The organism is Flavobacterium sp. R1_16 (assembly GCF_057652095.1).
On the sequence record NZ_JBYFCG010000006.1, the window covers coordinates 1 to 24,278 of the forward strand.

At 32.7% G+C, this 24,278-nt stretch carries 24 protein-coding genes; 7 read left to right on the forward strand and 17 right to left on the reverse strand.

Annotated features, from left to right (window positions below):
• Positions 1–185: 185 nt before the first annotated feature.
• Positions 186–1,421 (reverse strand): ABC transporter permease, encoded by a 1,236-nt coding sequence (locus AC23L6_RS10445; protein WP_487562488.1) that lies wholly within the window; start codon positions 1,419–1,421, stop codon positions 186–188.
• A 96-nt stretch (positions 1,422–1,517) separates the two neighbouring features.
• Between AC23L6_RS10445 and AC23L6_RS10450 the strand changes: the two genes are divergently transcribed.
• On the forward strand, positions 1,518–2,831 hold the full coding sequence (locus tag AC23L6_RS10450; protein ID WP_487562487.1) for an exo-beta-N-acetylmuramidase NamZ family protein: 1,314 nt from the start codon (positions 1,518–1,520) through the stop codon (positions 2,829–2,831).
• Here the strand turns inward: AC23L6_RS10450 and AC23L6_RS10455 are convergent.
• Both AC23L6_RS10455 and AC23L6_RS10460 read right to left on the reverse strand, forming a co-directional pair.
• Complete coding sequence (locus tag AC23L6_RS10455) at positions 2,828–3,670, reverse strand: thioredoxin family protein (protein ID WP_487562486.1); 843 nt, start codon at positions 3,668–3,670, stop codon at positions 2,828–2,830. The genes AC23L6_RS10450 and AC23L6_RS10455 overlap by 4 nt on opposite strands.
• A gap of 32 nt (positions 3,671–3,702) precedes the next feature.
• Positions 3,703–4,197 (reverse strand): YkgJ family cysteine cluster protein, encoded by a 495-nt coding sequence (locus tag AC23L6_RS10460; protein WP_487562485.1) that lies wholly within the window; start codon positions 4,195–4,197, stop codon positions 3,703–3,705.
• Between the two features lie 85 nt (positions 4,198–4,282).
• On the opposite strand from AC23L6_RS10460, the gene AC23L6_RS10465 reads away from it, so the two are divergent.
• On the forward strand, positions 4,283–4,990 hold the full coding sequence (locus AC23L6_RS10465) for a class I SAM-dependent methyltransferase (protein ID WP_487562484.1): 708 nt from the start codon (positions 4,283–4,285) through the stop codon (positions 4,988–4,990).
• A 24-nt stretch (positions 4,991–5,014) separates the two neighbouring features.
• On the opposite strand, the gene AC23L6_RS10470 is transcribed toward AC23L6_RS10465, so the two are convergent.
• From AC23L6_RS10470 to AC23L6_RS10520, 11 genes are all read right to left on the reverse strand, one after another.
• Positions 5,015–6,265, reverse strand: coding sequence for a T9SS type A sorting domain-containing protein (locus AC23L6_RS10470; protein ID WP_487562483.1), 1,251 nt, complete (start codon positions 6,263–6,265; stop codon positions 5,015–5,017).
• Between the two features lie 90 nt (positions 6,266–6,355).
• Complete coding sequence (locus tag AC23L6_RS10475) at positions 6,356–7,510, reverse strand: aminotransferase class V-fold PLP-dependent enzyme (RefSeq protein ID WP_487562482.1); 1,155 nt, start codon at positions 7,508–7,510, stop codon at positions 6,356–6,358.
• On the reverse strand, positions 7,510–7,902 hold the full coding sequence (locus tag AC23L6_RS10480) for an energy transducer TonB (RefSeq protein WP_487562481.1): 393 nt from the start codon (positions 7,900–7,902) through the stop codon (positions 7,510–7,512). Before AC23L6_RS10480 ends, AC23L6_RS10475 begins: the two co-directional genes overlap by 1 nt.
• A gap of 10 nt (positions 7,903–7,912) precedes the next feature.
• Positions 7,913–8,665, reverse strand: coding sequence for an energy transducer TonB (locus AC23L6_RS10485; protein ID WP_487562480.1), 753 nt, complete (start codon positions 8,663–8,665; stop codon positions 7,913–7,915).
• A 3-nt stretch (positions 8,666–8,668) separates the two neighbouring features.
• Entirely contained in the window at positions 8,669–9,301 is a 633-nt protein-coding gene (locus AC23L6_RS10490; protein WP_487562479.1) for a 7-carboxy-7-deazaguanine synthase QueE, read from the reverse strand.
• A gap of 142 nt (positions 9,302–9,443) precedes the next feature.
• Positions 9,444–11,108 (reverse strand): tetratricopeptide repeat protein, encoded by a 1,665-nt coding sequence (locus AC23L6_RS10495; RefSeq protein WP_487562478.1) that lies wholly within the window; start codon positions 11,106–11,108, stop codon positions 9,444–9,446.
• Positions 11,109–11,124: 16 nt separating this feature from the next.
• Positions 11,125–12,045: a PstS family phosphate ABC transporter substrate-binding protein gene (locus tag AC23L6_RS10500; RefSeq protein WP_487562477.1), complete on the reverse strand. Its 921-nt coding sequence runs from the start codon at positions 12,043–12,045 to the stop codon at positions 11,125–11,127.
• A 231-nt stretch (positions 12,046–12,276) separates the two neighbouring features.
• Positions 12,277–13,068 (reverse strand): energy transducer TonB, encoded by a 792-nt coding sequence (locus AC23L6_RS10505; protein WP_487562476.1) that lies wholly within the window; start codon positions 13,066–13,068, stop codon positions 12,277–12,279.
• A 21-nt stretch (positions 13,069–13,089) separates the two neighbouring features.
• A complete protein-coding gene (locus AC23L6_RS10510; protein WP_487562475.1) occupies positions 13,090–13,683 on the reverse strand; it encodes an ExbD/TolR family protein in 594 nt (197 codons plus the stop codon).
• A 16-nt stretch (positions 13,684–13,699) separates the two neighbouring features.
• On the reverse strand, positions 13,700–14,308 hold the full coding sequence (locus tag AC23L6_RS10515) for an ExbD/TolR family protein (RefSeq protein WP_487562474.1): 609 nt from the start codon (positions 14,306–14,308) through the stop codon (positions 13,700–13,702).
• Positions 14,309–14,345: 37 nt separating this feature from the next.
• Positions 14,346–15,167, reverse strand: a complete 822-nt coding sequence (locus AC23L6_RS10520) for a MotA/TolQ/ExbB proton channel family protein (RefSeq protein ID WP_487562473.1) — start codon at positions 15,165–15,167, stop codon at positions 14,346–14,348.
• 307 nt (positions 15,168–15,474) lie between these two features.
• Here AC23L6_RS10520 and AC23L6_RS10525 point away from each other — a divergent pair, with 307 nt between their 5' ends.
• From AC23L6_RS10525 to AC23L6_RS10535, 3 genes are read left to right on the forward strand one after another with little or no spacing between them, the layout of a single operon-like run.
• Positions 15,475–16,983, forward strand: a complete 1,509-nt coding sequence (locus tag AC23L6_RS10525; RefSeq protein ID WP_487562472.1) for a helicase HerA-like domain-containing protein — start codon at positions 15,475–15,477, stop codon at positions 16,981–16,983.
• A gap of 1 nt (position 16,984) precedes the next feature.
• Positions 16,985–17,356, forward strand: a complete 372-nt coding sequence (locus AC23L6_RS10530) for a DMT family protein (protein ID WP_487562471.1) — start codon at positions 16,985–16,987, stop codon at positions 17,354–17,356.
• A gap of 2 nt (positions 17,357–17,358) precedes the next feature.
• Complete coding sequence (locus AC23L6_RS10535; protein WP_487562470.1) at positions 17,359–17,721, forward strand: cupin domain-containing protein; 363 nt, start codon at positions 17,359–17,361, stop codon at positions 17,719–17,721.
• A 15-nt stretch (positions 17,722–17,736) separates the two neighbouring features.
• Here the strand turns inward: AC23L6_RS10535 and AC23L6_RS10540 are convergent, their stop codons facing one another.
• Entirely contained in the window at positions 17,737–20,121 is a 2,385-nt protein-coding gene (locus AC23L6_RS10540; RefSeq protein ID WP_487562469.1) for a penicillin acylase family protein, read from the reverse strand.
• 164 nt (positions 20,122–20,285) lie between these two features.
• Between AC23L6_RS10540 and AC23L6_RS10545 the strand changes: the two genes are divergently transcribed.
• Together AC23L6_RS10545 and AC23L6_RS10550 are read left to right on the forward strand one after the other, a co-directional pair.
• Positions 20,286–20,927: a flavin reductase family protein gene (locus AC23L6_RS10545; RefSeq protein WP_487562468.1), complete on the forward strand. Its 642-nt coding sequence runs from the start codon at positions 20,286–20,288 to the stop codon at positions 20,925–20,927.
• A 65-nt stretch (positions 20,928–20,992) separates the two neighbouring features.
• A complete protein-coding gene (locus AC23L6_RS10550) occupies positions 20,993–21,727 on the forward strand; it encodes an SIMPL domain-containing protein (protein ID WP_487562467.1) in 735 nt (244 codons plus the stop codon).
• A gap of 72 nt (positions 21,728–21,799) precedes the next feature.
• On the opposite strand, the gene queA is transcribed toward AC23L6_RS10550, so the two are convergent.
• On the reverse strand, positions 21,800–22,849 hold the full coding sequence (gene queA / locus AC23L6_RS10555; protein WP_487562466.1) for a tRNA preQ1(34) S-adenosylmethionine ribosyltransferase-isomerase QueA: 1,050 nt from the start codon (positions 22,847–22,849) through the stop codon (positions 21,800–21,802).
• 173 nt (positions 22,850–23,022) lie between these two features.
• The gene (gene aroA, locus AC23L6_RS10560; protein ID WP_487562465.1) at positions 23,023–24,255 is read right to left on the reverse strand and encodes a 3-phosphoshikimate 1-carboxyvinyltransferase; all 1,233 of its coding nucleotides are present in this window, start codon (positions 24,253–24,255) and stop codon (positions 23,023–23,025) included.
• Between the last annotated feature and the right edge of the window lie 23 nt (positions 24,256–24,278).

Below are 24,278 nucleotides of genomic sequence, written 5' to 3' on the forward strand. Positions count from 1 at the left end.
AAAAAAATCATTCCAAAGGACTTTTGAAATCAAATACCAATAGCCACGACCTGTCTGCCGACAGGCAGGTAGTAGTGGAAATCCTTTACCCTAAAGTTTCTAGCCTTTTAAAGACTTGAAGCTTCAGGGTAAAGATTGCAACGGATAGCGGGAAATAGCTCCTGAGAAATCCTAAAAAATAGGAATCAGTCGAAACGAATTGCTTTGACGGGAGAGATTTTGGTAATAATATAGGATGGGATTAGCAACACTAATAAACAGATTAGGATTGTACCACAATTTAAAACGAGAATGTAAAACCAGTTTAAATCTACTGGAGCAACACTTACATAATAATTTTCGGGATTAAGCTTGATGACTCCAAAATACTGTTGAATTAAAATTAAGCCAATGCCTATTAAATTTCCCCAAAACAAGCCTCGAACTATCAAATAAAAAGCGTTGTAAAGAAATATTTTTCGAACCGACCAATTATTTGCTCCAAGAGCTTTTAAAATTCCTATCATTTGAGTTCTTTCTAAAATAAGTACTAATAAAGCAACTACCATGTTTATGGTTGCGACTATTATCATTACTATTAATATAGTTAGAATATTAAAATCAAATAACTGGAGCCATTCGAAAATGTAATAATATTTTTCTACTATGGTTTTGGTGTCTAAAGTCGAGTTAATTTCAGAATAGACTTCTTCTCCTTTTTCTTTTATCTGGTTAAAATCATCTATAAAGACTTCAAAAGCACCAACCTGATTGGGCTTCCACTTGTTTACTCGTTGAACATGCCGAATATCACCTATAATATATGTAGCGTCAAATTCCTGAAATCCAGAATTATAAACTCCAACAACTTGAAAAACTCTCAAATTGGGAAGTTTATTATTTTTGTCTTTCATAAAAAAAGTATTGAACTTGTCTCCTACTTTCAAATTCAATCTATCTGCTAAAAATTTGGAAATTAACACTTGAGAATTTAAATCATGTGATACATCAGGTAGTTTTCCAGCAACAAGATATTCCTTGAGATTTTCCCACTGATATTCTTTTCCTACACCTTTAAAAATTATGCCTTCAAAAGCAGTAGCAGTTCTAATAATTCCTGCTTTACTGGCAACGGCCTGTATGTGATTAATTCCGTCAATAGAATTGAATTTAGGGTAAAATCTTTGATTGGTTACTATTGGTTCGACACTAACTTGAGATTGATTGTCATCATAATTTGAGATAATAATATGTCCATTAAAAGCTGACACTTTCTCACGTATTTTTTGCTGTAAACCAATGCCCATGGCTACCGAAACAATCATCATAATCATCCCGATGGCAATTGCAGCAATTGCTATTTTTATAATAGGAGTAGAAATAGTACTTTTACGGCTTTTAACCGAAATAAGCCTTTTGGCTATGAAATATTCTAAATTCAATTGGATAGTTTGTGTATTTCTGTTGTCAAAAATACAGTTTTAGATGCTATTTCTATCACGTTTAGATGATTTAATTATTCACCGTAAACCCATATCATGATTTACATACACGTTTGTAAGAGATTCAAAAAAGCAATTAATCATTATAGTTTGTCATTGTTGACAATTCTTTCTTTGGTAGTAGTTTCTTGTAAAACATCAAAACCTATTAATTATTCTATCCCTGCTGAAACGACAATAAAAAGTAAAATCAAATCAACAAAATTTTTGACTGGTGCAGATAATGTAAAAAGTTATTTATCGCTTTTAAAAAATAAAAATGTTGGAATTGTAACTAATCAAACAGGAATGATTTCATATGATTCTATTCATACCGTTTTTGATACAGTATCAGAATCTCATATTGATGTTGTGACCAAAAAAGAGTTGCATATTGTAGACTATATTACTCAGAAAACAAAAATAAATCTCATTAAAATCTATGCTCCCGAACACGGATTTAGAGGAACAGCTGATGCAGGAGAGTTAATTGTAGACGGAAAAGATACCAAAACAGGTTTGCCAATAGTGTCTTTGTATGGCAATAATAAAAAACCAACTGCCGATCAATTAGAGGGTGTTGAAGTTATTGTTTTTGATATTCAGGATGTAGGAGCGCGTTTCTACACTTATATTTCGTCTTTGCATTACATCATGGAAGCTTGTGCAGAAAAAAATATAGAACTAATAATACTAGATAGACCCAATCCAAATGGGGGTATTGTTGATGGACCCATTTTAGAAAAGGAATACAGTAGTTTTGTGGGAATGCATCCAATTCCGATTTTACACGGGATGACCATTGGCGAATATGCTTTGATGATTAATGGTCAAAAATGGTTAAAAGACAGTATTCAATGTCCACTAAAAATTGTTCCTTGTGAAAATTACCATAGAAGTATGCCTTATAAGCTACCCATAAAACCCTCACCAAACTTACCTAACGATCAAGCTATTAATCTATATGCAAGTTTATGCTTGTTTGAAGGTACTAATATAAGTGTGGGTAGAGGAACAGACAAACAGTTTCAAATTTATGGCTCACCCTATCTTCCCAACATAGATTTCTGTTTTATACCAGCTCCAAATCTAGGAGCTAAAGACCCTCTTTATAATGGCAGAGACTGCTTTGGAGAAGATTTATCAAAAATCCCAAAAGTAAAACAATTGGAATTAAAATGGTTGATAAAAGCCTATAATGAAACAGAAGAAAAATCAAAATTTTTCAATTCCTTTTTTACTAAACTTGCTGGAACTAAAAAATTGCAACAACAGATCGAGGCTGGTATACCCGAAGCTGAAATTAGAGCTTCGTGGCAAGATGATCTAGAGAAATTTAAAATAATGCGAAATGAGTATTTAATTTATTAATCCTTCTTTTTTGAGAGAATTAAGTCAATCTTTTTTGCATAATAGCTAAACCCTTCTAATCTCATTGCTTCTTCCTCGATTTCAATTCTATTCTCATTACCTAATCCTTTTGCTGTAAAAAGTCGTAGAAAATAATACGAGTTCAAATTATTTTCTAAAATAGTATTTCTACTGATATTCGATAATTTATTATTTAGCTTATCATAATTATAAGCATATACATAATTATATAATTCCAATAAATCTATTTTTTGTCTTACTTCTTCGTAATTTTCTAGTTTCTTTGAAATCATTTTTTTTGCCTGAAAAAAATAATCATTACCTATTTTAAGTATCTTATTCTTTATCTGTTCATCTACGTATAAAGAATAATCCATATACTTTTGAAAAACTCTTGATGCAGTATTGTAATTATTGCTCTTATAAAAGTTTATTAAATCAACCGATAAAAACTCTGTTGAAATCTCAAACTTTTCCAACTCTTTTTTTAATTCATATGCATTATGGTAGCCAGAAAAACTATGAACTACCATGCCGTTACCATCCATAACAAACATATTAGGAATACTATTGATTCCATATTTATTTGCTAATTCTCTATCTGAATCTATATTAATTTTAACCTGAATATAATTTTCTAATATTGCGTTAACACTAGCGTCACTCCATGAATCATAGTCCATTTTTTTACAAGGACCGCACCAAGAAGCCCAAAAATCAACAATCATAAATTTGTTTGTGGCCAATGCCATTTTTTTTGCTTCTTCAAAATTAGTCAACCAATTGGCATTCATTAGTTGTGAGGTTGAAACAAATAAAATTAAAAATATCTTTTTCATAAATAATTTTTTAATAAACATAAACAACATCTCTAAAGTGGCAATCTCTTCTTCATTTGCTCAACTATATTAAAAGCCGCAGGGCAGATAGCTACATTTAATAATGTTAAATCGGAAATTTGTTGAAATTTCTTTCTATCAGTATGAGGAAATTCCCTACATGCTTTGGGTCTTACAGCATATATGACACAAGCATTTTCATTGTCTAAAAAAGCACAAGGTACACTTTGAAGCACATAATCCTTATCTTCATCAATGCGTAAATAACGCTCTATAAATTGTTGTGGTTTCTGTTTAAAATGTTTGGAAATACGTTCAATATCAGCTAATGTAAATAGTGGACCTGTCGTTTTACAACAATTAGCACATTTCAAACAATCTGTTTTTTTAAATTCAGCTTCATGCAATTCTAGCATTACATAATCTAGGTTTTTAGGAGGTTTCTTTTTTAGCTTATCAAAATACTTTTTATTTTCGATATGCTTATCTTTGGCTAACTTTTGTAGTAGTTTAAGTTGGTTTACCATGGTTAGAGTTGGTTTAGATTGTATAAACTTCTATTAAACAAATTTAAACTTTTAAACTATTTAACACATTTAAACTTTTAAAAAGATGTTGGATTTATTCGGAAAAGCGATACTCGACTATCAAACTAATAACGCACCTGAAGATTTGATTACTGAAACCTCCATATCAGATGAAGATGCAATGAGTGTTGCCTATTTATTTCGAAGTTTTGATGAAATGCCTAAATTGGAACAACTTGCGTTACAACTCGCCAAAGGTAGAATTCTTGATGTAGGTTGTGGTGCGGGAAGCCATAGTCTTTATTTACAAAATACATTAAATTTAGACGTTACTGCAATTGACATTTCAGAAAATGCCATTACAGCCTGTAAACTAAGAGGAATACAAAAAACTATGGTTCAAGACATTATGACGTTAGAGAACGAAACTTTTGACACCATCTTACTTTTGATGAACGGTGCAGGTATGTGTGGTAGACTCAAAAATATTTCAAAGTTTCTTCTAAAATTGAAATCACTCTTGAATGAAAATGGGCAAATTCTTCTGGATAGTTCAGATATTATTTACATGTTTGACGAAGATGAAGACGGAGGAAAATGGATTCCATCTGTAAACGATTATTATGGAGAAGTCGTTTTTAAGGTTAGTTATAAAGGTCAAAAAGAAAAACCTTTCCATTGGATGTATATCGATTATAATACATTACAAAATGCAGCTTTCGCCAATGGACTAAAATGTGAATTGATTCAGGAAGGTGAGCATTATGATTATTTGGCTCGACTATCTGTTTAATAAAAAAAACAAGTAAAAGAAAGCTTACTCTTTTATTACTTTATCAGATTTTAAGAATTTACCTTTACTATAAATTCTCAAGTAGTACGTTCCGGAACTTAAATCTTGAATATTAATTACGTTATTTGTCTGAATTAATTTTTGGGTTTTAACCAATTGCCCCAACGCGTTATACAGCTCTACTTCATCAATTTTTAATTCTGGGGATGTAATCATAAAATAGCTAGAGACTGGATTTGGATAAACTGCAATAGCATTTACCGCCTCATAATCATTTAGACCTAGTGTACCGCATCCATTAGAAGACAATAAACTCAATCTCGGTCCTGATAAGGCATTTCTAACAACTGTTTTTTGACCCACTGTAAAAAAAGCCATACATGCATCATCTACATATTCCATATAATTCATAAACATAGAACCATTTGTTGAAGCTGTACATGCATTAGTATTATCTGGATAAGTTGGGCAATCATAATAAGGATTATTTGTAGCTGGAGTATCAGTTACAAAATCACTATTGGCTCCAGTTCCGCAAGCACTTCCATCTGCACCCCAAGGATGATACAACCCAAAATAATGTCCAATTTCATGAGTTGCAGTTCTTCCCTTATTAAATGGTGAAAGTGCAGTTCCTGAAGTCCCAAATGTCTTATAACTAATACATAAACCATCATCATCACTACCGGCAGACGAGGGTGGATATGCAAATCCTAATAAGGTAGTATCTGTAAAACTTCCAACCCAAATATTCAAATAACGAGTAGTATCCCAGGCGGGCTGACCTGAGGCAGTGTAATAATCATTATCAAAACTAAAGTTTGAAGGAATGGATTTCCTAGTTATACCAGTAGTGGTAGCACCAGTAGGTGTTTTTGTTGCCTTACAAAAAACAATTTCCATATCAGCTGCTAAAGATTTAAAAGCAGTAGGAACCACCGTATTAAAATCTGTATTTAACTTTCTGTAATCTTTGTTCAATACATCCAATTGAGATTGTATTTGAGCGTCTGAAATGTTTTGATTCGCATTTTTATACAATATATGAAAAACCACTGGTATTGTGACCACGGTAGCTGCTGAACTTGATTGTCTGCTGAAAAATGATTCTTTCTGGTTTGGATTATGAATAAAATCCATTATTTCTTTGTGATGCGCTTCAAATCCGGGTACTGTTTGTATACGCTCTCTTATTTTAGCATCTGCACCACAAGTTCTTTGAGCAATTATTGATACAGAAAAGAATATCAATAAAACGGTAATTATTTTATTCATTTTTACATTTTTTCGAATACAATATTACGAAACATTTATTATTCAACTATTTATACAATAGTTTTTTTAACAGATTAAACTAACTTTACCCTAATCTATCAAATCTGTATTCTTTATAATATCGCGAAGTGCTTTTAGAAGAATATCTAAATCTTCCTGAGAATTGTAAGCGTTTATAGAATATCTTAAATAAGTATTTCCATTTAGAAACATGATTGGAATTTGGATCTTGTACTTAGTATACAACAACTCTTTCAATTCATTCGGCTTTGCAGTCCTAATAGGGATACTCGCCATTTGCCCTAAAAATTCTCCAGAAATTGGGCAGATAGGTTCGGTATGGAGTAAATCACAAAAAACTCGATAATTCTCTAGAACTAGTTTCTTAGCTACTTTTGACTTTTCTTTCCAATTGTTTTCTTCGAGAAAATCTATCACTTTTGGTGTACATAAATAGACTGAAATATCTCTAGTTCCTTGATTTTCATGATAATCTAAAAATCGGCTATCACTTGGTGTCAAACTTTGGTAACCCCAACCCACAACTAATGGCTCAATTCTATCTTGGAATTCGGGTTTCACATATAGAAAAGAACTTCCTTTAGGTGCTAACATCCATTTATGAAGAGTCGCGGTATAAAAATCAGGATTTAATTCCGTGATATTTAAATCGATATGACCCGGAACATGCGCTCCATCAATAATAGTTATCAAGCCAAGTTCTCTCGCCTTATCACAAATTTCTTTAATAGGAAAAATCAGTGAAGTTGCACTCGAAATATGATTTAAAAAAATCACTTTTGTTCTACTGGAATATCCTTTCCAAAAATCTTCAATAATTTGTTGTTTTGAAATTACTGGTAATGCAATATTTTGGCGAATGTATTTTACTCCCGATTTTTCTGAATAGAAGTTCCAAGTTCTATCCATTGCGCCATATTCATGATTGGTTGTGAGTATTTCATCTCCTTCTTCTAATTTCAAACTGCGCATTATGGTATTCACGGCGACAGTAGGATTGGGTATAAAGAAAAAATCTTTTGGACTGCATCCAACAAATTTTGCCAATTTTTCTTTGGCAATTTTTAAATATCCTGATTGCTTTTTTTGAAAAAAATGAACAGGATCAGATTCTAACTCTAATTGAAAACGCTGATATTCTTGAAAAATAGGTTTTGGACAAGCACCAAAAGAACCATGATTTAAAAATGTAATTTCTGGATCTAAAAGAAACTGTGATTTCATTATTTTGTTTGGATTGGAATTACTACTGTATTCAAAACTCTAACAGGCTTGCCATCTTTGATTCCTGGTCGCCATCGAGGAGATAGTCGTAATACTCTTTCTGCTTCAACTCCTGTTCCAAAACCAACATCTTTAATTGTTCGAATATCAGTGAGTGTGCCATCCACTTCTACGATGAAGGAAACAAAAACTTTTCCTATGAGTTGTGGTACTTCTGGTTGTTTAAAATTAATTCCTATAAACTGATAAAAGCCATCTATTCCTCCCGGAAAACTTGGTTCTACAGTAATGTCTTTAAGCTCAAAGACTGGATTTTCAATAGGCTCTTGTTGCTCTTGAGCAAAACTTACTAAAGACAAAAAAAGTAGTATGAATGGAAGTATTCTTTTCATATTTCTTAGTCTATCTTGAACTAATAGTAATTGGTAAACTATAAAGACACCTAACAGGAACTCCATTTTGTGTTCCAGGAATCCATTTAGGTGACATTTTCAATACACGAATGGCTTCTTTACCTGTTCCATATCCTAAATCTTCTTCAATCATAAAATTGGTTAGACTTCCATCAACATCAACAATAAAAGAAACTATTACTTTTCCTTTTAAGCCCTGAACATCAGGCGTTCTGTAATTTTTAGCAATAAATTGATAAAACTCTTTTAAACCAGCTGAAAATTCTGGCTTGGTCTCAGTTCCTGTAGTATTATTTCCAGATTTTTTTACTGTATTTGCCTCTTCTAATTTATTTTGAGAACTTACAATAACTGGTTCTTTAACTTTAAATTCTAAAGGAACCTTCATATCTAAACTAATGGGCTTTCCTCCCCTTTTTGCTGAAACCCATTTAGGTGCTTTATTTAAAACCCTAAAAATTTCAGCGGCAGATTGAACATCGTTATATTGAATTATTCTGATATTATTCAAAACCCCTGTCTTATCAATTGTAAAAGAAACAATCATTTTTCCAGCCTTAGTCACTTTTGAATAATCAAACTCTTGATTAATAAACTCATAAAATTTCTCTAATCCACCTCCGTTAAATTTTGGCTCAATCAAATCACCATTCAAGTAAATTTCATCTTCTCCTTCTATTTGAGAAAAAGTAGAGATTGGAAATAAGAAAATTAAAAAAAACAGTGCTGATTTGATTGTCATAACTTATGGGATATTTAAATATTTATGGGTTTGTAAAGATACACGCCATTTAGGATTTTTCATGACATAATCTACTATCAGAGGGGTAATTTCTTCCTTTTTGCTCCATTCAGGTTGTAGGAACAAAATAGCTTTTGTATTTACTTTCTCAGCTTGCTCCTCTGCAAAAATAAAATCGTGCTTATTATAAATAATGACTTTTAACTCACTGGCATTATCATAAACTGTTTGTGTTGGCAACTTATTTTTTTTGGGAGATAGACAAATCCAATCCCAAATTCCTGTCAGCGGATAGGCTCCAGAGGTCTCAATATGAATATTTAAATTTTGTTCCTTTAACTTTTCTGTCAATGCAGTCATATCCCACATCAATGGTTCGCCGCCTGTCACCACTACCGTATTGGCATTGTCTTTAGCGTTGGTTACAATTTGCTGAATATTTGTTGGCGGATGTAATTCGGCATTCCAACTTTCCTTAACATCACACCAATGACATCCTACATCACATCCACCTATTCGAATAAAATAAGCTGCTGTGCCTGTATGAAAACCTTCACCTTGAATGGTGTAAAACTCTTCCATCAAAGGCAACATTGTTCCTTTCTCGACCTCTAACTGTATTTCTTTTGTAAGCATTTTTTCTAAATAAAGTGCAAAGATAAGGAAATGAATTTGGGATTATGAATTATTCTCAAAAGCTCAAATTAAACAAAGTCTATAGAATCAAAAAGCCGATAGTTTTCTAAACTATCGGCTTAAAAATTTATACTACAATTGTCTATTTTAATACTTTCAAAGATTCTAGAGCATATTGATTTGTTGGATCTAAAGCTAATGTCTTATTAAAATATTCTTTTGCTTTTGCTTTATCAAAATTAGCATAATTAGCAGCTAACAAATTATACGACTCTATAAATTTAGTTTTATTTTTAGCAACTTCTTCTGGTCCTTTTTCAGTAACGACTCTCAAATATTCCTCATAATATTTTGCCATCATTTCATCATTTTCTAGCAATCTATTTGTTCTAGCTCTGAAGATATAGGCATCTTGAGTTGTAGGCGATGCTTCGATAACTCTACCAAAAGCGGCATCTGCTTTTTGAAGTGCAACTGAATCAACTTTAACAACATCTTTTTGAGTGTTACTAAAATATATTGAGTTTCCTAGATAAAAGTTATCCAATAAAAAGTTCTTAGAATCAGGATTAGTTACTGCTATTTCATATATCACAGCTGCTTCTTTAAACTTTTTTTGTTCGTAGAATTTTTTACCAATCTCACTCAAATCATTCGTCATTGTGATTTCCATCTCTACCGATTTTTTAATATCAGCAACTCCAGCATCAAAAATGCTTGTATCAACGGTATTGGTTTCGATGTTGTTGGCTTTCTTTAATTTTGCCAAGCCCAGATACATGTAATCTCTAGCTATAATTTTATTTGATGGATTTGCCATAAAATCTTGTAGTGACTTTATTGCTACATCAATATTTCCATTTTCATAAGCGGAATACCCTAAGTAACGTAGAATCCTTGGATTTACATTATCTAATTCTTTCATTTTGTTGGCAACAACTTCAAGTGCTTTATAATCTTTTGCTAGAATTAAAAAATCGGCTTGACGCATACGTGATGCTAGTGAATAATCGGTTAAGCTCATATACTTTTCATAATAAGTCAAGGCTTTTTGTATGTATTCGTTAAATTTTTTAGGTTCATTACTTCCCCAATAGTAATACGTTTCTGCTAATTCTCTATAAACAGGCCCATAATTAGGGTCTGTAGCTATGACATTGTCATATGATTTTACAGCTTCATTGTAGGCCTTGGCTCCTTTTAACAAAACGCCTAACTGCATTTTTGCTCTAATTAATGTGTTATCTGTGTTATAAGCATTTCTATAAGCAGCATAGGATTCATTTTGATTTTTAGAACCATAGTAAGCATCACCAAAAGCCAATTGCAATAAAGCATCTGTAGGATTAATCTCCTTAGCTTTATTTAAATATAATAATGCTTTATTAAAATCAGGTTTGTCAGCATTCATATACGCTTTTGCGATATAAATGTAGGGTTCTATATCTTTCTTTTTTATATCCTTAGTAGCAGAAGCAAAATTAGATTCTGCAGAGGACACATTGTTGGTGTTTAAATCAATTTGACCCAAACCTATGTAATTCATTTTTGCTCCTTCAGTTCCTGTCAACCCTCTTTGAAAAACTATTTTAGCAGAATCTTCAATACCTTGTTTTAAGTAAATATTTCCTAGAAGAAATGAAAATTTACCGTTTTCAGGTTTTGTTTTTATAAGCGATTTCAGCATTGATTTAGCCTTTTCATATTGTTCGGCATCTATAGCTTTTTTTACAGGCTCAATTTCTTGAGCACTAGCTATAGAAGCAGTAATTACTAATAAAAAACTGAAAATTTTTAATTTATTCATCGTGTTTGTATTCATTTTACTTTTTATCATTATTGATTTCATTTCTGATACGAATTTTTCTTGAAGGAAACTTAGCAGGAACTAATCCAGATTTTAAAACAATTCTTTGTCCTACATCACTCATAATAAATGAGGTTAATCCCATTCCTAATCCTGAGTATCCTTGACAATTTATGATGTACAAATCACGTGCCAAAGGATAAGTGCCTTCTGCTATATTATTTTGTGTAGGACCAAAATAAGTACTACTATTTGTGTTTTTTACATCAAGAACATTAATCTTGTCAACGTATTGCTGCATTGACTGTGACGGCTCAAAAATACAATTTATCCCTACAATTCCAATACTGCCATCATTTTGTGAAACATATTTTATCACCTCATCATTGGTATTGAATGAAAAAATTCTTTCATTAGATAGGTTTTCATTACCTACGAGTTCTTTAAAATATCTTGTAGTACTTGAATTTGGGTTGTCAAAAACCAGCCCTTTAATTTTAGATTGATTTTTTTTCTGTACAAAGTCAATTACATCTTGTAACGCAATTAATGTATCTTTATTATTTGCATTACTAATCAATCCTATGGCGTCTTTTGCAAATAATCTAACTTTTGGAGTTATTTTTTTCTTATCAAAAAATTTCAATTCCTCATTAGTCAATTTTCGTGATAAGATAGCAATTCTTGAATCATCGTTTACCAACGATTGAATAACTTCAGCTTCTGACTTGGCAACTATAGTAATTTTTGCATCATACAGACTTTCAAAAATCTGGACTTGGTCTTCTATAATTGGCTTTAAGGTTTCGTCTACTAAAACTGTTGTAGTTCCTTCTAACATAGTATCCATTTCTGATTTAGCTTCATTCTTCTTAGAACATTTAATAAAAAGAAAGCTAAAAAAGACTAAACCTATTATTTTAAGATATTTTGCCATTTTAATCTTCACTTGAGTTGAAAAAACGTATGAACCTAAAGAAAGAATAGACTATCAATACTATTCCAAAAACTAGCCTGTACTTTTGTTCCATTACTATGGGTAACTCTTTCCAAAAAATCAGAATCAATCCCAAAACGAAATACATTAAAAAAAAACACACTCCTATAACGAGAAGAAATCGCTCTTTTAGCGATTTCTTCTTGAAATTAATAACTATTTTTTCGAACATTACTCAGCCGATTGTATATTAATTGGCAGGGAATAGAGTACTCTTACTTTTTTACCATTTTGTTCTCCTGGAGTCCACTTAGGACAAGATTTCAATACACGTATCGCTTCTTTTCCAGTTCCAAAACCAATATCTCTGATTACCTTGATATCCGTTAATGAACCGTCTTTTTCAACAACAAAAGAAACGAAAACCTTACCTTTTAAACCTTCTTCTTCTGGAGTTTGATAATTTTTGGCAACAAACTTATAAAACTTCTCAATTCCACCAGGAAAATCAGGTTTTACCTCAATACCAGCTGTGTTGTAAATTTCATTGTCTTCTTCAACAACATCCTTAGGTCCATTACCCACAGGTTCAACTGTTAGTTCAGCATCAGGATCTCCTTTAATGGTTTCCGCACCAATTTTTTTATCTTTAATTTCTTCAACTTTTGGTGGTTCTTCAGTTACCTCTTCTGCCTTTGCCACAACTGGTTTCACAAATTTTACTTGATCTACTTTTGGAGGTGGCGGTGGTGGCGGTGGAAGATTTTCTTTTGGCTTTTCCTCTTTAGGTGGTAACTTTACTGTTGTTATCTTTTGGTCTAGAGTAGTATCATCTGAACTATCTGGAATTAAATTAGCCAACACAGGTATACTTACTAGGAAAACAAAGATAACTCCACCAATAATAAAAGACTTGGTGGTGGTCTTCCCATTATTTTTTCTTAGCTCGTAAGCACCATATAACTTATTTCGTCCTTCAAAAACGATTTCTAGCCATTGATTTTTTAATAAATCTAATTTCATGTCTTTTCTTTTTTAATTAGATTAAGGATTCGTCGTTTCTTCAGTTGCAGGAGTTGCAGGAGTTGCTCCTCCTCCAATCAATTTGCTTTCCTCTGGAGTAAACTCATTTACAATAGCATAGGTAGGAACACCAACAATTGCCATTTCGTCAAGCACATCAACCAAATTGCGATACTTTGATTTTTTGGTAGGCTTGATAATGACAATCATTCCTTTGTCTTTCGTTCCAGTATATTCAAGAACAGCTTGTTTTTGCTCTAGCAAAACTTTACGAAGCCCATCCTTTCCGTAATCTACACTTCTTGGGGCAAGTTTAGGTGCAGCCATGAGACCTCTAAAAATTTTCAACTTATTGTTTTCCCCCATCAAAATTGTAACTGTACGATTTTCATCAACTTTCTGCGGTTTTACAGTTGGGTCATCTGTTTTATCTGGCAAACCTAAATTCATGGATTGAGGTTTAGACAACGTAGTGGTGAGCATAAAGAAAGTAATCAAAAGGAAAGCTAAGTCCACCATAGCTGTTAAATCAACTTTGGAATTTTGCTTTTTACTTCTTACCTTTTTACTGCCTTTCTTACCACCTCCACCGTCGCCGGTATTTAATTCAGCCATTTAATATATTTTTAAATTATTTTTCTTTTCCTCTCAAACCAGTAACTAGACTAAAGCTATTGATTTTTTGATCTTGTAAAATATCCATTACTTTTTTAATAACGGGATATTCTTCTTTAGCATCACCTTTTATGGCTAGTTCCAATTCTTTATCATGCAACTCTATATTAGCAATTCGTGCATTCTGAACCCAGTCAGCCAATTGATTATCTAAAGAATCTTTTGGTATTCCTGGTTGCTTAACATTTCTTCTTTCTGAAGGATGCATGTCCAGAATCTGCTTCAGATTTTGAACAGGAACACCAAAACTTTCCATGATAGCAAATTTATTTTGATCATCTTCTGAAAAAGTAACACCATATTTTTGACCCATTAACTCAAGTGTTCTTATACGAACATCTTTTCCTTTGACGTCAAAAAACACCTTTCCATTACCTACAGTTAGGGTTGCCAAATCTTTTTCAGGCAACTTCGTTTGAACCGTAGACTGAGGAGTATCAACAGGCATTACTTCAGGAACTTTAGCAGTAGCAGTCAAAATAAAGAACGTAAGCAAAAGGAATGCAACGTCACACATCGCCGTCATATCGGTAGATGTTGACTTTTTTTTCATTTTTATTGCCATTGTTTTGTATATTTTTTATTGATAGTAACTATCAAAATTATTGTTTTAAGCTACCTCTAAAATGTCTGTAAGTATTAACAATTGTAGTTCCTGCCTCGTCAATTGAGTACGTCAAAGTATCGATTTTAGAAGTAAAGAAGTTGTACATGATGATTGCTAAAGCAGAAGTCGAAATACCAGTAGCTGTATTAATCAAAGCTTCAGAAATACCATTTGCTAACTCAGCAGAATCTGCTCCACCTCCACCAGCTAATCCAGCGAACGCTTTAATCATCCCTGTTACCGTCCCTAATAATCCCGCAAGAGTTCCAAGAGAAACTAAAGTTGATATAATAGTCATGTGTTGTTCTAACATTGGCATTTCAAGAGCTGTAGCTTCTTCTATTTCTTTGTGTATCGTTTCAGATGCCTCTTCACTGTTGAATCCTTCTTTTTTAACATCTTGGTATTTTACTAAAGCAGAACGAATAGCATTAGCAACTGAACCTTGTTGTTTGTCACAAGCTGCAATCGCTTCGTCAATGTGACCTCCTTTAATGCTAGCCTGAACATTCTTCATGAATGCATCAAGATTTCCTTTACCTGCAGCTTTTGTGATTACAAAATATCTTTCAAATGAAAAAACAACCACCATTAATAACAGACCCATTAAAACAGGCACAATTGGTCCTCCTTTGTAAACCATTGCTAAATAATTTCCTTTTAAAGGCGCACCTGTATTAACACCACCCTCAAAATTTGATCCTGCACCCATGATAAAGTTCCATACAAGAATCCCTACCAAAATACATGCTACAATTACTAGTCCAGAGAACATTCCTCCTAAGTTTGAACCACTTTCTTTCTTAACGTTTGCCATTTTTTTTAATTTTAATTATTTAAATTATTTTTTGTTATAATTAACTTGTAGAGTCACAAATTTATAGTATTAGTTGAAATAAAAAAACTTTTTTTACTATTTAAATCACTATTATGAACAAAAACGTTTTCGTTATTTTTTTATTGTAAATTGAACAAGAATAAAAATGTTAAAAACCAATGAATTGCACTCATCTAAAACAATAAATCTAGTTAAAAACTCATTCCTTATTGAAGAGTTTATTACCTTCAAAAAATATTTATATCTTGCATACGTTTTCAATATTTCCCACTTAATTCAATAATCCATGTCAAAAAAAGAAGATTTTATACAAAGTATTAGTAACGGTTATACTTCAAAAGGAACGAGTTTACTTCTTGGTGGAGCAATTTTAGACGGAGAAGCAATTGCAGAAGCCTCTGTAAAAATTCCTCTTAAAACATTGAATCGTCACGGGCTAATTGCTGGGGCTACTGGTACTGGAAAAACAAAAACAATTCAGGTGCTCTCTGAACAGTTATCCTCACACGGAATTCCCGTACTGATGATGGATATCAAAGGAGATTTTAGTGGTATAGCAAAAAAAGGAGAAGAAAAACCCTTTATCACGGAGCGACACTTAAAAATTAATATTCCATATACCCCTTCGAGTTTCCCAGTAGAACTGATGACATTGTCTCAACAAGATGGTGTTCGTCTTCGTGCCACCGTTTCTGAATTTGGACCTGTTTTATTTTCTAGAATTTTAGACCTAAATGACGTTCAAGCTGGAGTTGTATCAGTGCTGTTTAAATATTGTGATGATAATAAAATGCCCTTGTTGGATTTAAAAGACATTAAAAAAGTTATCAATTACGTTACTGAGGAAGGTAAGGAAGAAATTGAGGAAAGTTATGGTAAAATTTCTACTTCAACTACTGGTACTATTTTAAGAAAAATTATAGAGTTAGAACAACAAGGCGGAGATTTGTTTTTTGGAGAAATCTCATTCGACATCAATGATTTACTTCGTTTTGATGAAAATGGTAAAGGATACATTAATATCATTCGATTGACAGATATTCAGGATAAACCAAAATTATTCTCCACGTTTATGCTAAGTCTTTTAGCTGAAATCTACCAACAAATGCCTGAAAAAGGAGATGCTGACCAGCCTGAATTGGTTCTTTTTATAGATGAAGCACATTTGATATTTAACGAAGCTAGTAAAACCTTGCTAGATCAAATAGAAACCATTGTAAAACTAATTCGTTCTAAAGGAATAGGCGTTTTCTTTATTACTCAAAACCCGATGGATGTTCCAAGTGGTGTTTTAGCACAACTAGGACTCAAAATTCAACATGCTCTGAGAGCTTTCACTGCCAATGACAGAAAAGCGATCAAAATGACGGCTGACAATTATCCGACTTCTGAATTTTATAAAACCGATGAGCTCCTAACTTCTCTTGGAATTGGAGAGGCATTAGTTACTGCTTTGAATGAAAAAGGAATACCAACACCGCTTGCTGCTACAATGATGCGAGCACCTGAAAGCCGCATGGATGTTCTTACTGAAACTGAAATAGCAGAAATTAATTCTAAGTCTAAATTAGTAAAAAAATACGGTGAATCAATTGACCGCGACAGTGCTTATGAAATGCTAACTAAAAAAATTGAAACAGCTCAAGAGCAAGCATCGGTCGAACAAGAAAAGAAAGTAGAAAGTAATGAACCTAGCACCGCTACCGTTGTTACCAAATCAGTTTTGAAAGTAGTAACTAGTGCTTCTTTTATTCGTGGGGCTTTTGGTGTTTTAATGAAAATTTTAAAGAAATAAAATGAAAAGCTACAGTACCATAGGTTTATTGATACTTTCTAATATTTTCATGACTCTGGCTTGGTATGGCCATTTGAAATTCAAAGAATTGAAATGGTTTGAAAATGCGGGTTTAATTACGGTTGTAGTTATAAGTTGGGGATTAGCTCTTTTTGAATATTGTTTTCAAGTTCCCGCAAACAGAATTGGCTATCAAGGCAACGGAGGGCCATTTTCGTTAATGCAACTCAAAGTGATTCAAGAGGTGGTTACTTTAGTCATTTTTGTGGTATTCTCGACCTTGTTTTTCAAAAACGAATCTTTACGATGGAATCATCTTATAGGAATGTGCTTCCTAGTTTTGGCTGTCTATTTTATTTTTAAGAAATCCTAATTATGAAAAAATATTTCATTCAAAAATCCCCATTTATAGTTCCCACTACTGATGGGAAATTAATAGAAGAGCATCACGGAATCCCAACAACTGGAAATCCTGACATTTCTATTGCTCACATGATTGCACCGCCAAAATGGAGCGAACCTTTTCAAACTCCAGAATTTGACGAATATACCTATATCATTTCAGGGAAGAAGCAATTTATTATTGAGGGTGAAACTATAATTCTAGAATCAGGTCAATCGATAAAAATTGAAAAAAATACCCGTGTACAATATTCTAATCCCTTTGATGAACCTTGCGAATATATTGCTATTTGCCAACCTGCTTTTGATTTTATGAAAGTGCATCGGGAAGAATAATTTGAAAAAATATTCTTATTTTGGTTTAAATACCAACTTTGTTGAAGTTCGAATAATTTCCTCTTTATTCAGTTTCATTTTTCTGAACTTACCCGCGTTATACATTTCTGCTTGATCGCTGTAATGTTTACTAAACACATTTCCTGATTGACCCGTTGGCAAAATGCTCCAACTGTTTTCAATATCAGAAAAATCAATGACTCTTCTGGTAGAAGGTCCTCCTGCGACTGCATATTCTCCGTTCTCAGTAAAAGTAAAAAATTGATTATTAATAACTTCATTTGAGCCGTTTATAGCGAAAGGGCCAACATTATAATAACTTCGCAAAGCATTCACTTTCCCGAGAGGATGCTGGTGCTCAACTTTATGAACTCTATTCCAAGTCCACAAATTTGGTGATGAACCAAGTTGCTTCTCTAAAACTGAAATAGCCTCATGAAATGATTTTTCTAAAATCATTTTTCTCGTTTCTTTACTACTTTTTGTTGTTATATCATCCCACCAAGGCGAATTTGGATTCTTTATTTGAGCAGCTATAATTTGTTTCATAATATGAGTCCCCAAAAACAGTTTGAAATCCTCCTCTCCTAGTTCATCTTTAAATGTGTTTTTCAAATACAAATACATCCATTTATTGTAAATAGTTGGTCCAATATCCTTCAATTCATTGGAACCTTTCCATGATTTTAAAATGGCATATGCTTTTTTCTCATTTTCTGAGAGTGAATTGTAATCAACATTTGCAATCAAATCACCTACGATAAGTGAAGAATTAGATGAAATATTATCGGTAATCATTTTGCCGACATCAGCTTTTGTCCAGTCGTTTTTTGGTTCTAATAAATTTGATATTCTTTTTGCCCTATCTTCTGGCAAATAATATCCAGGATATAAAAAACCATCAATAGCTTCAGGCTGATTATTTGCCGAATACACATAATTCCATGAAGGATTTAGAGCTTGAGGATTTTTATAAAAATCGAGATATTCTATACTATCATCATTCGCACTTGTGCCATCTAGGATAAAATTAGTATTTACACCTTCATTGTGCTTGTAGAGTTTTCCAGATGTTGTCCACGAAATATTCCCCTTTGCATCTCCATACATGATGTTCAATCCAGGAGCAGCAATTAATGCAATAGGTTTTTTAAAATCATCTACATTTTTTGCATGACAAAGCGAATAGATAGCATCTAAAATCTTGATAGGTTGTTGAGTGTATACCCATGACATTGCTATTGGTTCTTTTTGATGCATTCCGTCAATAAGTGTGTTCACAATAGGACCGTGGCGACTGATTTTTACATTGAAAACAACATCAGAACTATCTTTAACTTTTATAGTTTTTTTACTAATTTGATACTTTTGTAATCCAGTTGGAGTTTTGTATTTGTTGACATCCAAAGAATCCGTTTGCTCTTTGTAAAAATCCAAATCATCATTTTCAAACATTGTTAATCCATACGCATACTGCCTGTTGTGACCTAATAAAGGAAAAGGTGTGCCAGCCAAATAATAGCCATACATTTCATAATCTGGGCAAACAATATGAGCTTCATACCAAGTTGACGGTTGAGAAAAAGAAATGTGAGGATCATTCGCAAAAATAACTTTTCCATTCTTTGTCTTTTCTGGTGCAATAACCCAACTATTACTGCCTATAAACTGTGGTACCAGAGAAGCATCAAGTAAAGAAGTTACAGCAGTAGAAATTTGCGAATATTCTCTAGATTTACCGTCATAACTTTTCAATTGAGTGGTATTCAAACTTCCATCAATGCCAAAATCTTTCAAATAATCCATTCCATATTTATCTCGAATATCTGTTACTAATGGGTCCGTTTTTTGACCCATTGCAAAACTAAACGACATGTATCCAAATACATTGTAAATATCTCTTATAGTAAATTTTTGTTTTTGTAATCCTAATAATTGAAACTCAATGGGAGTTGGTCCTTCATCAACAAATTGATTGACTCCATTTAAATAAGCTAGAGCCAACTGATAACTCTGAGCGTTTTTGTCTAATTCAGAAATAGCTTTTTCAGAAGCTTCATCAATGCCAATTCCTGCAAAAAACTGATCCACTTTTAGAGTCTTTGTTCCAAAAATTTCAGACAATCTCCCGGGAGCAATTCGTCTAATTAGTTCCATTTGCCATAGCCTATCTTGTGCATGAACGTATCCTAAAGCAACCATGGCGTCTTTTTGTGTATTGGCATAAATATGAGGAATTCCATAATCGTCGAAGTAAACAGTAGTTTCTTTTTCAATATTTTGAAGCTTTATATCGCCCTCGTATTTGGGTTTCAAATAAAATCCATACAATGCTAAAAACAGCATAAGTGCTACTACAATAACAAAAAAAACAAGGATAGCTTTTTTTACTTTTTTCATTTGGAATAATTTAAAATCAAATATAATCTTTTTAGAAATCCTATTTTGAAATCTAGTATTGAATTTTGTTCCCCACTCGTATTACAAGAATCGAATATATTTTGTTTAATAAATTTTATTTTTAATTAAACAAAATATATCTTTGTAAGCTAATTCAATACAATATGATTCATCAGTCAAGAAGCGCCATTTCACAAATGGAAAAAGTAGAACGATTAAACCTTATCAATTCGTGTACGGGTTACAAATCTGCAAATTTAATAGCCACCAAATCAAAAAACGGAGAAAGTAATGTAGCTATTTTTAGTAGCATAACTCATTTAGGAAGCGATCCTGCACTTTTAGGATTTATTATGAGACCCACTACTGTACCAAGAGATACCTACAAAAACATAAAAGAAACAGGCTTTTTCACCGTGAATCATATTACAGAAAATATGATTATAGATGCTCACCATACCTCAGCCAATTATGACTTTGGCATTTCTGAGTTTGACAAAACAAATCTTGAGGAAGAATATAAAAGTGAGATTGATTTCCCTTTTGTAAAAGGAAGTCCGGTACAATTACTGTGCAAATATTTGAATGAGTACTACATAGAAGAAAATAATACTATACACATAGTTGCTTCTATCGAACATTTATTTTATGATCCAATTTTAGAACATGAAAGAGGCTGGTTACAATTGGATAAAGTAAATGTGGTTTCACTCAACGGATTAGATGGCTATTGTCTCCCTAAACTCATTGATCGATTTGAATATGCTAGAAAGGACACTCCAACAAAATCATTTTTTAACAAATAGAATATAAATATATAAAAAAATCAGTCTATTTATTACTTATATTTGATGTAATTAAAAAATAGGCTATGATCAAGAATAATTTAAATGTAGTTATTATTGCTTTAGCAATTATAATCTCATCCTATCTGTTTTCAAATGCTTTTCAAAATCGGAACAGAAGTAGTGATACTATTAGTGTAACAGGTTTAGGCAAAAAAGATTTTGTATCGGACTTAATCGTTTGGAGCGGTTCATTTTCTAAGAAAAGTTATACCTTAAAGGAAGCCTATGCAGCCTTAGATAATGATAGAGAAAAAATAAAATCGTATTTATCAGAAAAAGGAATAGCCCCTACGGATATTATTTTTTCAGCGGTTAACTTCAACAAAGATTTTGAAACAACCTACTATGAAAATGGCACGCCAAAGCAACAAATTTTCACAGGATTTACGTTGACACAAAGTGTTTCGATTCAATCAAAAGAGGTGAACAAAATAGAGGAAATTTCGAGACAATCAAGTGAATTGATAAATTCTGGTATTGAATTTTATTCTAACCCACCAGAGTATTATTATACCAAGCTTGCCGAACTTAAAATTAAAATGATAGCTGAAGCCACCAAAGATGCTAGTGTTAGAGCAAAAAGCATAGCTGAAAATGCAAATGCTAGCCTTGGTAACCTAAAAAAATCAGAAATGGGAGTATTTCAAATTACAGGTCAAAACTCGTCAGAAGATTTTTCTTATGGAGGTTCTTTTAATACAATTTCTAAGAACAAAACGGCGAGCATTACCGTTAAATTGGTATATCAAGTAAATTAAGATAAATACACTTTTAGCCAATAAAAAATCCCGTAATCAACGGGATTTTTAGTTTTAAGTAGTCTATTCAAATTAGAGAATCAACATGGCATCTCCATAAGAATAAAATTTATATCCTTCTTTAATTGCTTCTTCGTAGGCTTTTTTCATCAAATCATGACCACAAAATGCAGAAATCATCATCATTAATGTAGATTTTGGTGTATGAAAATTAGTAATCATGCAATTAGCTATACTGAAATCATAAGGAGGAAAAATGAATTTATTAGTCCAACCTTCATAAGGGTTTAATGTTCTAGCAGAAGAAACTGAACTTTCGATAGCGCGCATAGAAGTAGTTCCTACGGCACAAACTCGTTTCTTTTTTTCTTTTGCAGCATTAACAATATCACATGCTTGCTGAGAAATTTTCAACTCTTCAGAATCCATTTTGTGTTTAGACAAATCTTCTACTTCAACAGGATTAAATGTTCCTAATCCAACATGAAGGGTTACTTCGGCAAGTTTTACACCTTTAATCTCGAGTCTTTTTAGCAAATGTTTTGAAAAATGCAACCCAGCTGTTGGCGCAGCAACAGCACCTTCTTCTTTTGCATAAATAGTTTGGTAACGTTCGGCATCTTCTGGAGTTACTTCACGATTAATATATTTAGGGATTGGGGTTTCTCCCAATTCTGTCAATTTATTTCTAAATTCATCATAAGACCCATCATAAAGAAAACGCAAAGTTCTTCCTCTAGATGTTGTATTGTCAATAACCTCAGCTACCAAAGAATCATCATCACCAAAATACAATTTGTTCCCAATACGAATTTTACGTGCTGGATCTACTAATACATCCCAAAGACGCTGTTCAGAATTTAGTTCTCTCAACAAGAAAACTTCAATTCTTGCTCCTGTTTTCTCTTTATTCCCGTACAAACGAGCTGGAAAAACTTTAGTATTATTTAAAATCAAAACATCACCGTCTCCAAAATAATCAATAACATCCTTGAATGTTTTGTGTTCTATGGTCTTTTTCTCACGATTTACAACCATTAAACGAGACTCATCTCTATTTTCGGCTGGGTATTCTGCTAAAAGTTCTTTTGGTAAATTGAAATGGAAATGTGATAATTTCATAAGTAATTTTAGAATTTAGATTTTAGATTTAGGATTTGAATACGTCAAAAATCTTTCGGGCGCAAATATACGATTGTGAAATAGGCGTTGTCAAGTCTTTTGGTGTTTATTTTTCCTAACCCCAACCCTCTCCAAAGGAGAGTGAGGAGAAAAATAGCTTTACACCCAATGAACTAGGGGTTTGTTTCGAAAATTTCAAAACCAAGTTTTTTTAAATCTTCCCAAAAATCAGGATAGGACTTTGAAACCACTTCTGCATTTTCAATTTCTATTGGTACTTTTAATGCTAATGGGGCAAATGCCATAGCCATTCTGTGGTCGTTATAAGTGGCTATTTTTACATTTGAATTAATGTGATTTGACACCCCAAGCGTTAAGCTGTCATTGGTTACTGAAATATCTGCTCCTAGTTTTGTCATTTCGATTCTAAGTGCTTCGAGTCTGTCGGTTTCTTTAATTTTTAAGGTATGAAGACCAGTTAAATGACAGCCTATTCCTAAGCCAAGACAGGTTACAACAATAGTTTGGGCAATATCGGGAGTGTTGTTTAGATCTAAATTTAGAGTTTGCAATTTAAAGTTTGGTTGCTTAACTAATGTAATTTTATTTTCATCAAAATACGTTTTCACACCCATTTGCTCATATATCTTGACTAAAGCTGAATCGCCTTGCAAACTACTTTGTTTATAGCTACTTAATGCAATTGTCGCCTCGCTTGATAAGGCAGCCATACTAAAAAAGTAAGAAGCAGAGCTCCAATCAGATTCTACTGTAAGTTTTTGTGTTTTTAGGTCTGTAGTTAATGGTTTTACTGTGATAGTATTCCCTTCAAAATGAGTTTCAACTCCTATTTCATCCAACAAAGCCAGAGTCATTTTGATATACGGAATTGAAGTAATTTCACCTACCAAAGTCAATTCAATTCCATTCTCCAACTTGGGTGCTACTAGCAACAAAGCAGAAATATATTGACTACTAACATTAGCTGGAATCGTCACTTTGTTAGCCGTGATTTTTTTTCCTTTTATCCGAATGGGTGGATAGCCTACTTCTTTCTCGTATGAAATTTGAGCTCCCAATTGTTGCAAGGCTTCCACCAAAACTTGTATTGGGCGTTCTGTCATTCTTTGTGAGCCTGTCAAAACTACTTCACGCCCTTCATTGACAGCAAAATAAGCGGTAAGAAAACGCATTGCCGTTCCTGCATGATGAATATCTACTATCTCATGATTTCCCTTCAAAGCTTTTTGCATCACCTCACTGTCATCAGAATTTGAAGTGTTTGCTAGAGTAATTGCAGGATATAAGGCTTGTAAAAGTAACAATCTATTCGTTTCACTTTTGGAACCCGTAATTGAGATTGAAGATTGTAAACTAGCGATTTTAGATTGTATCAGTAAATTCATTTTTATTTTTTAACAAGGAAGTG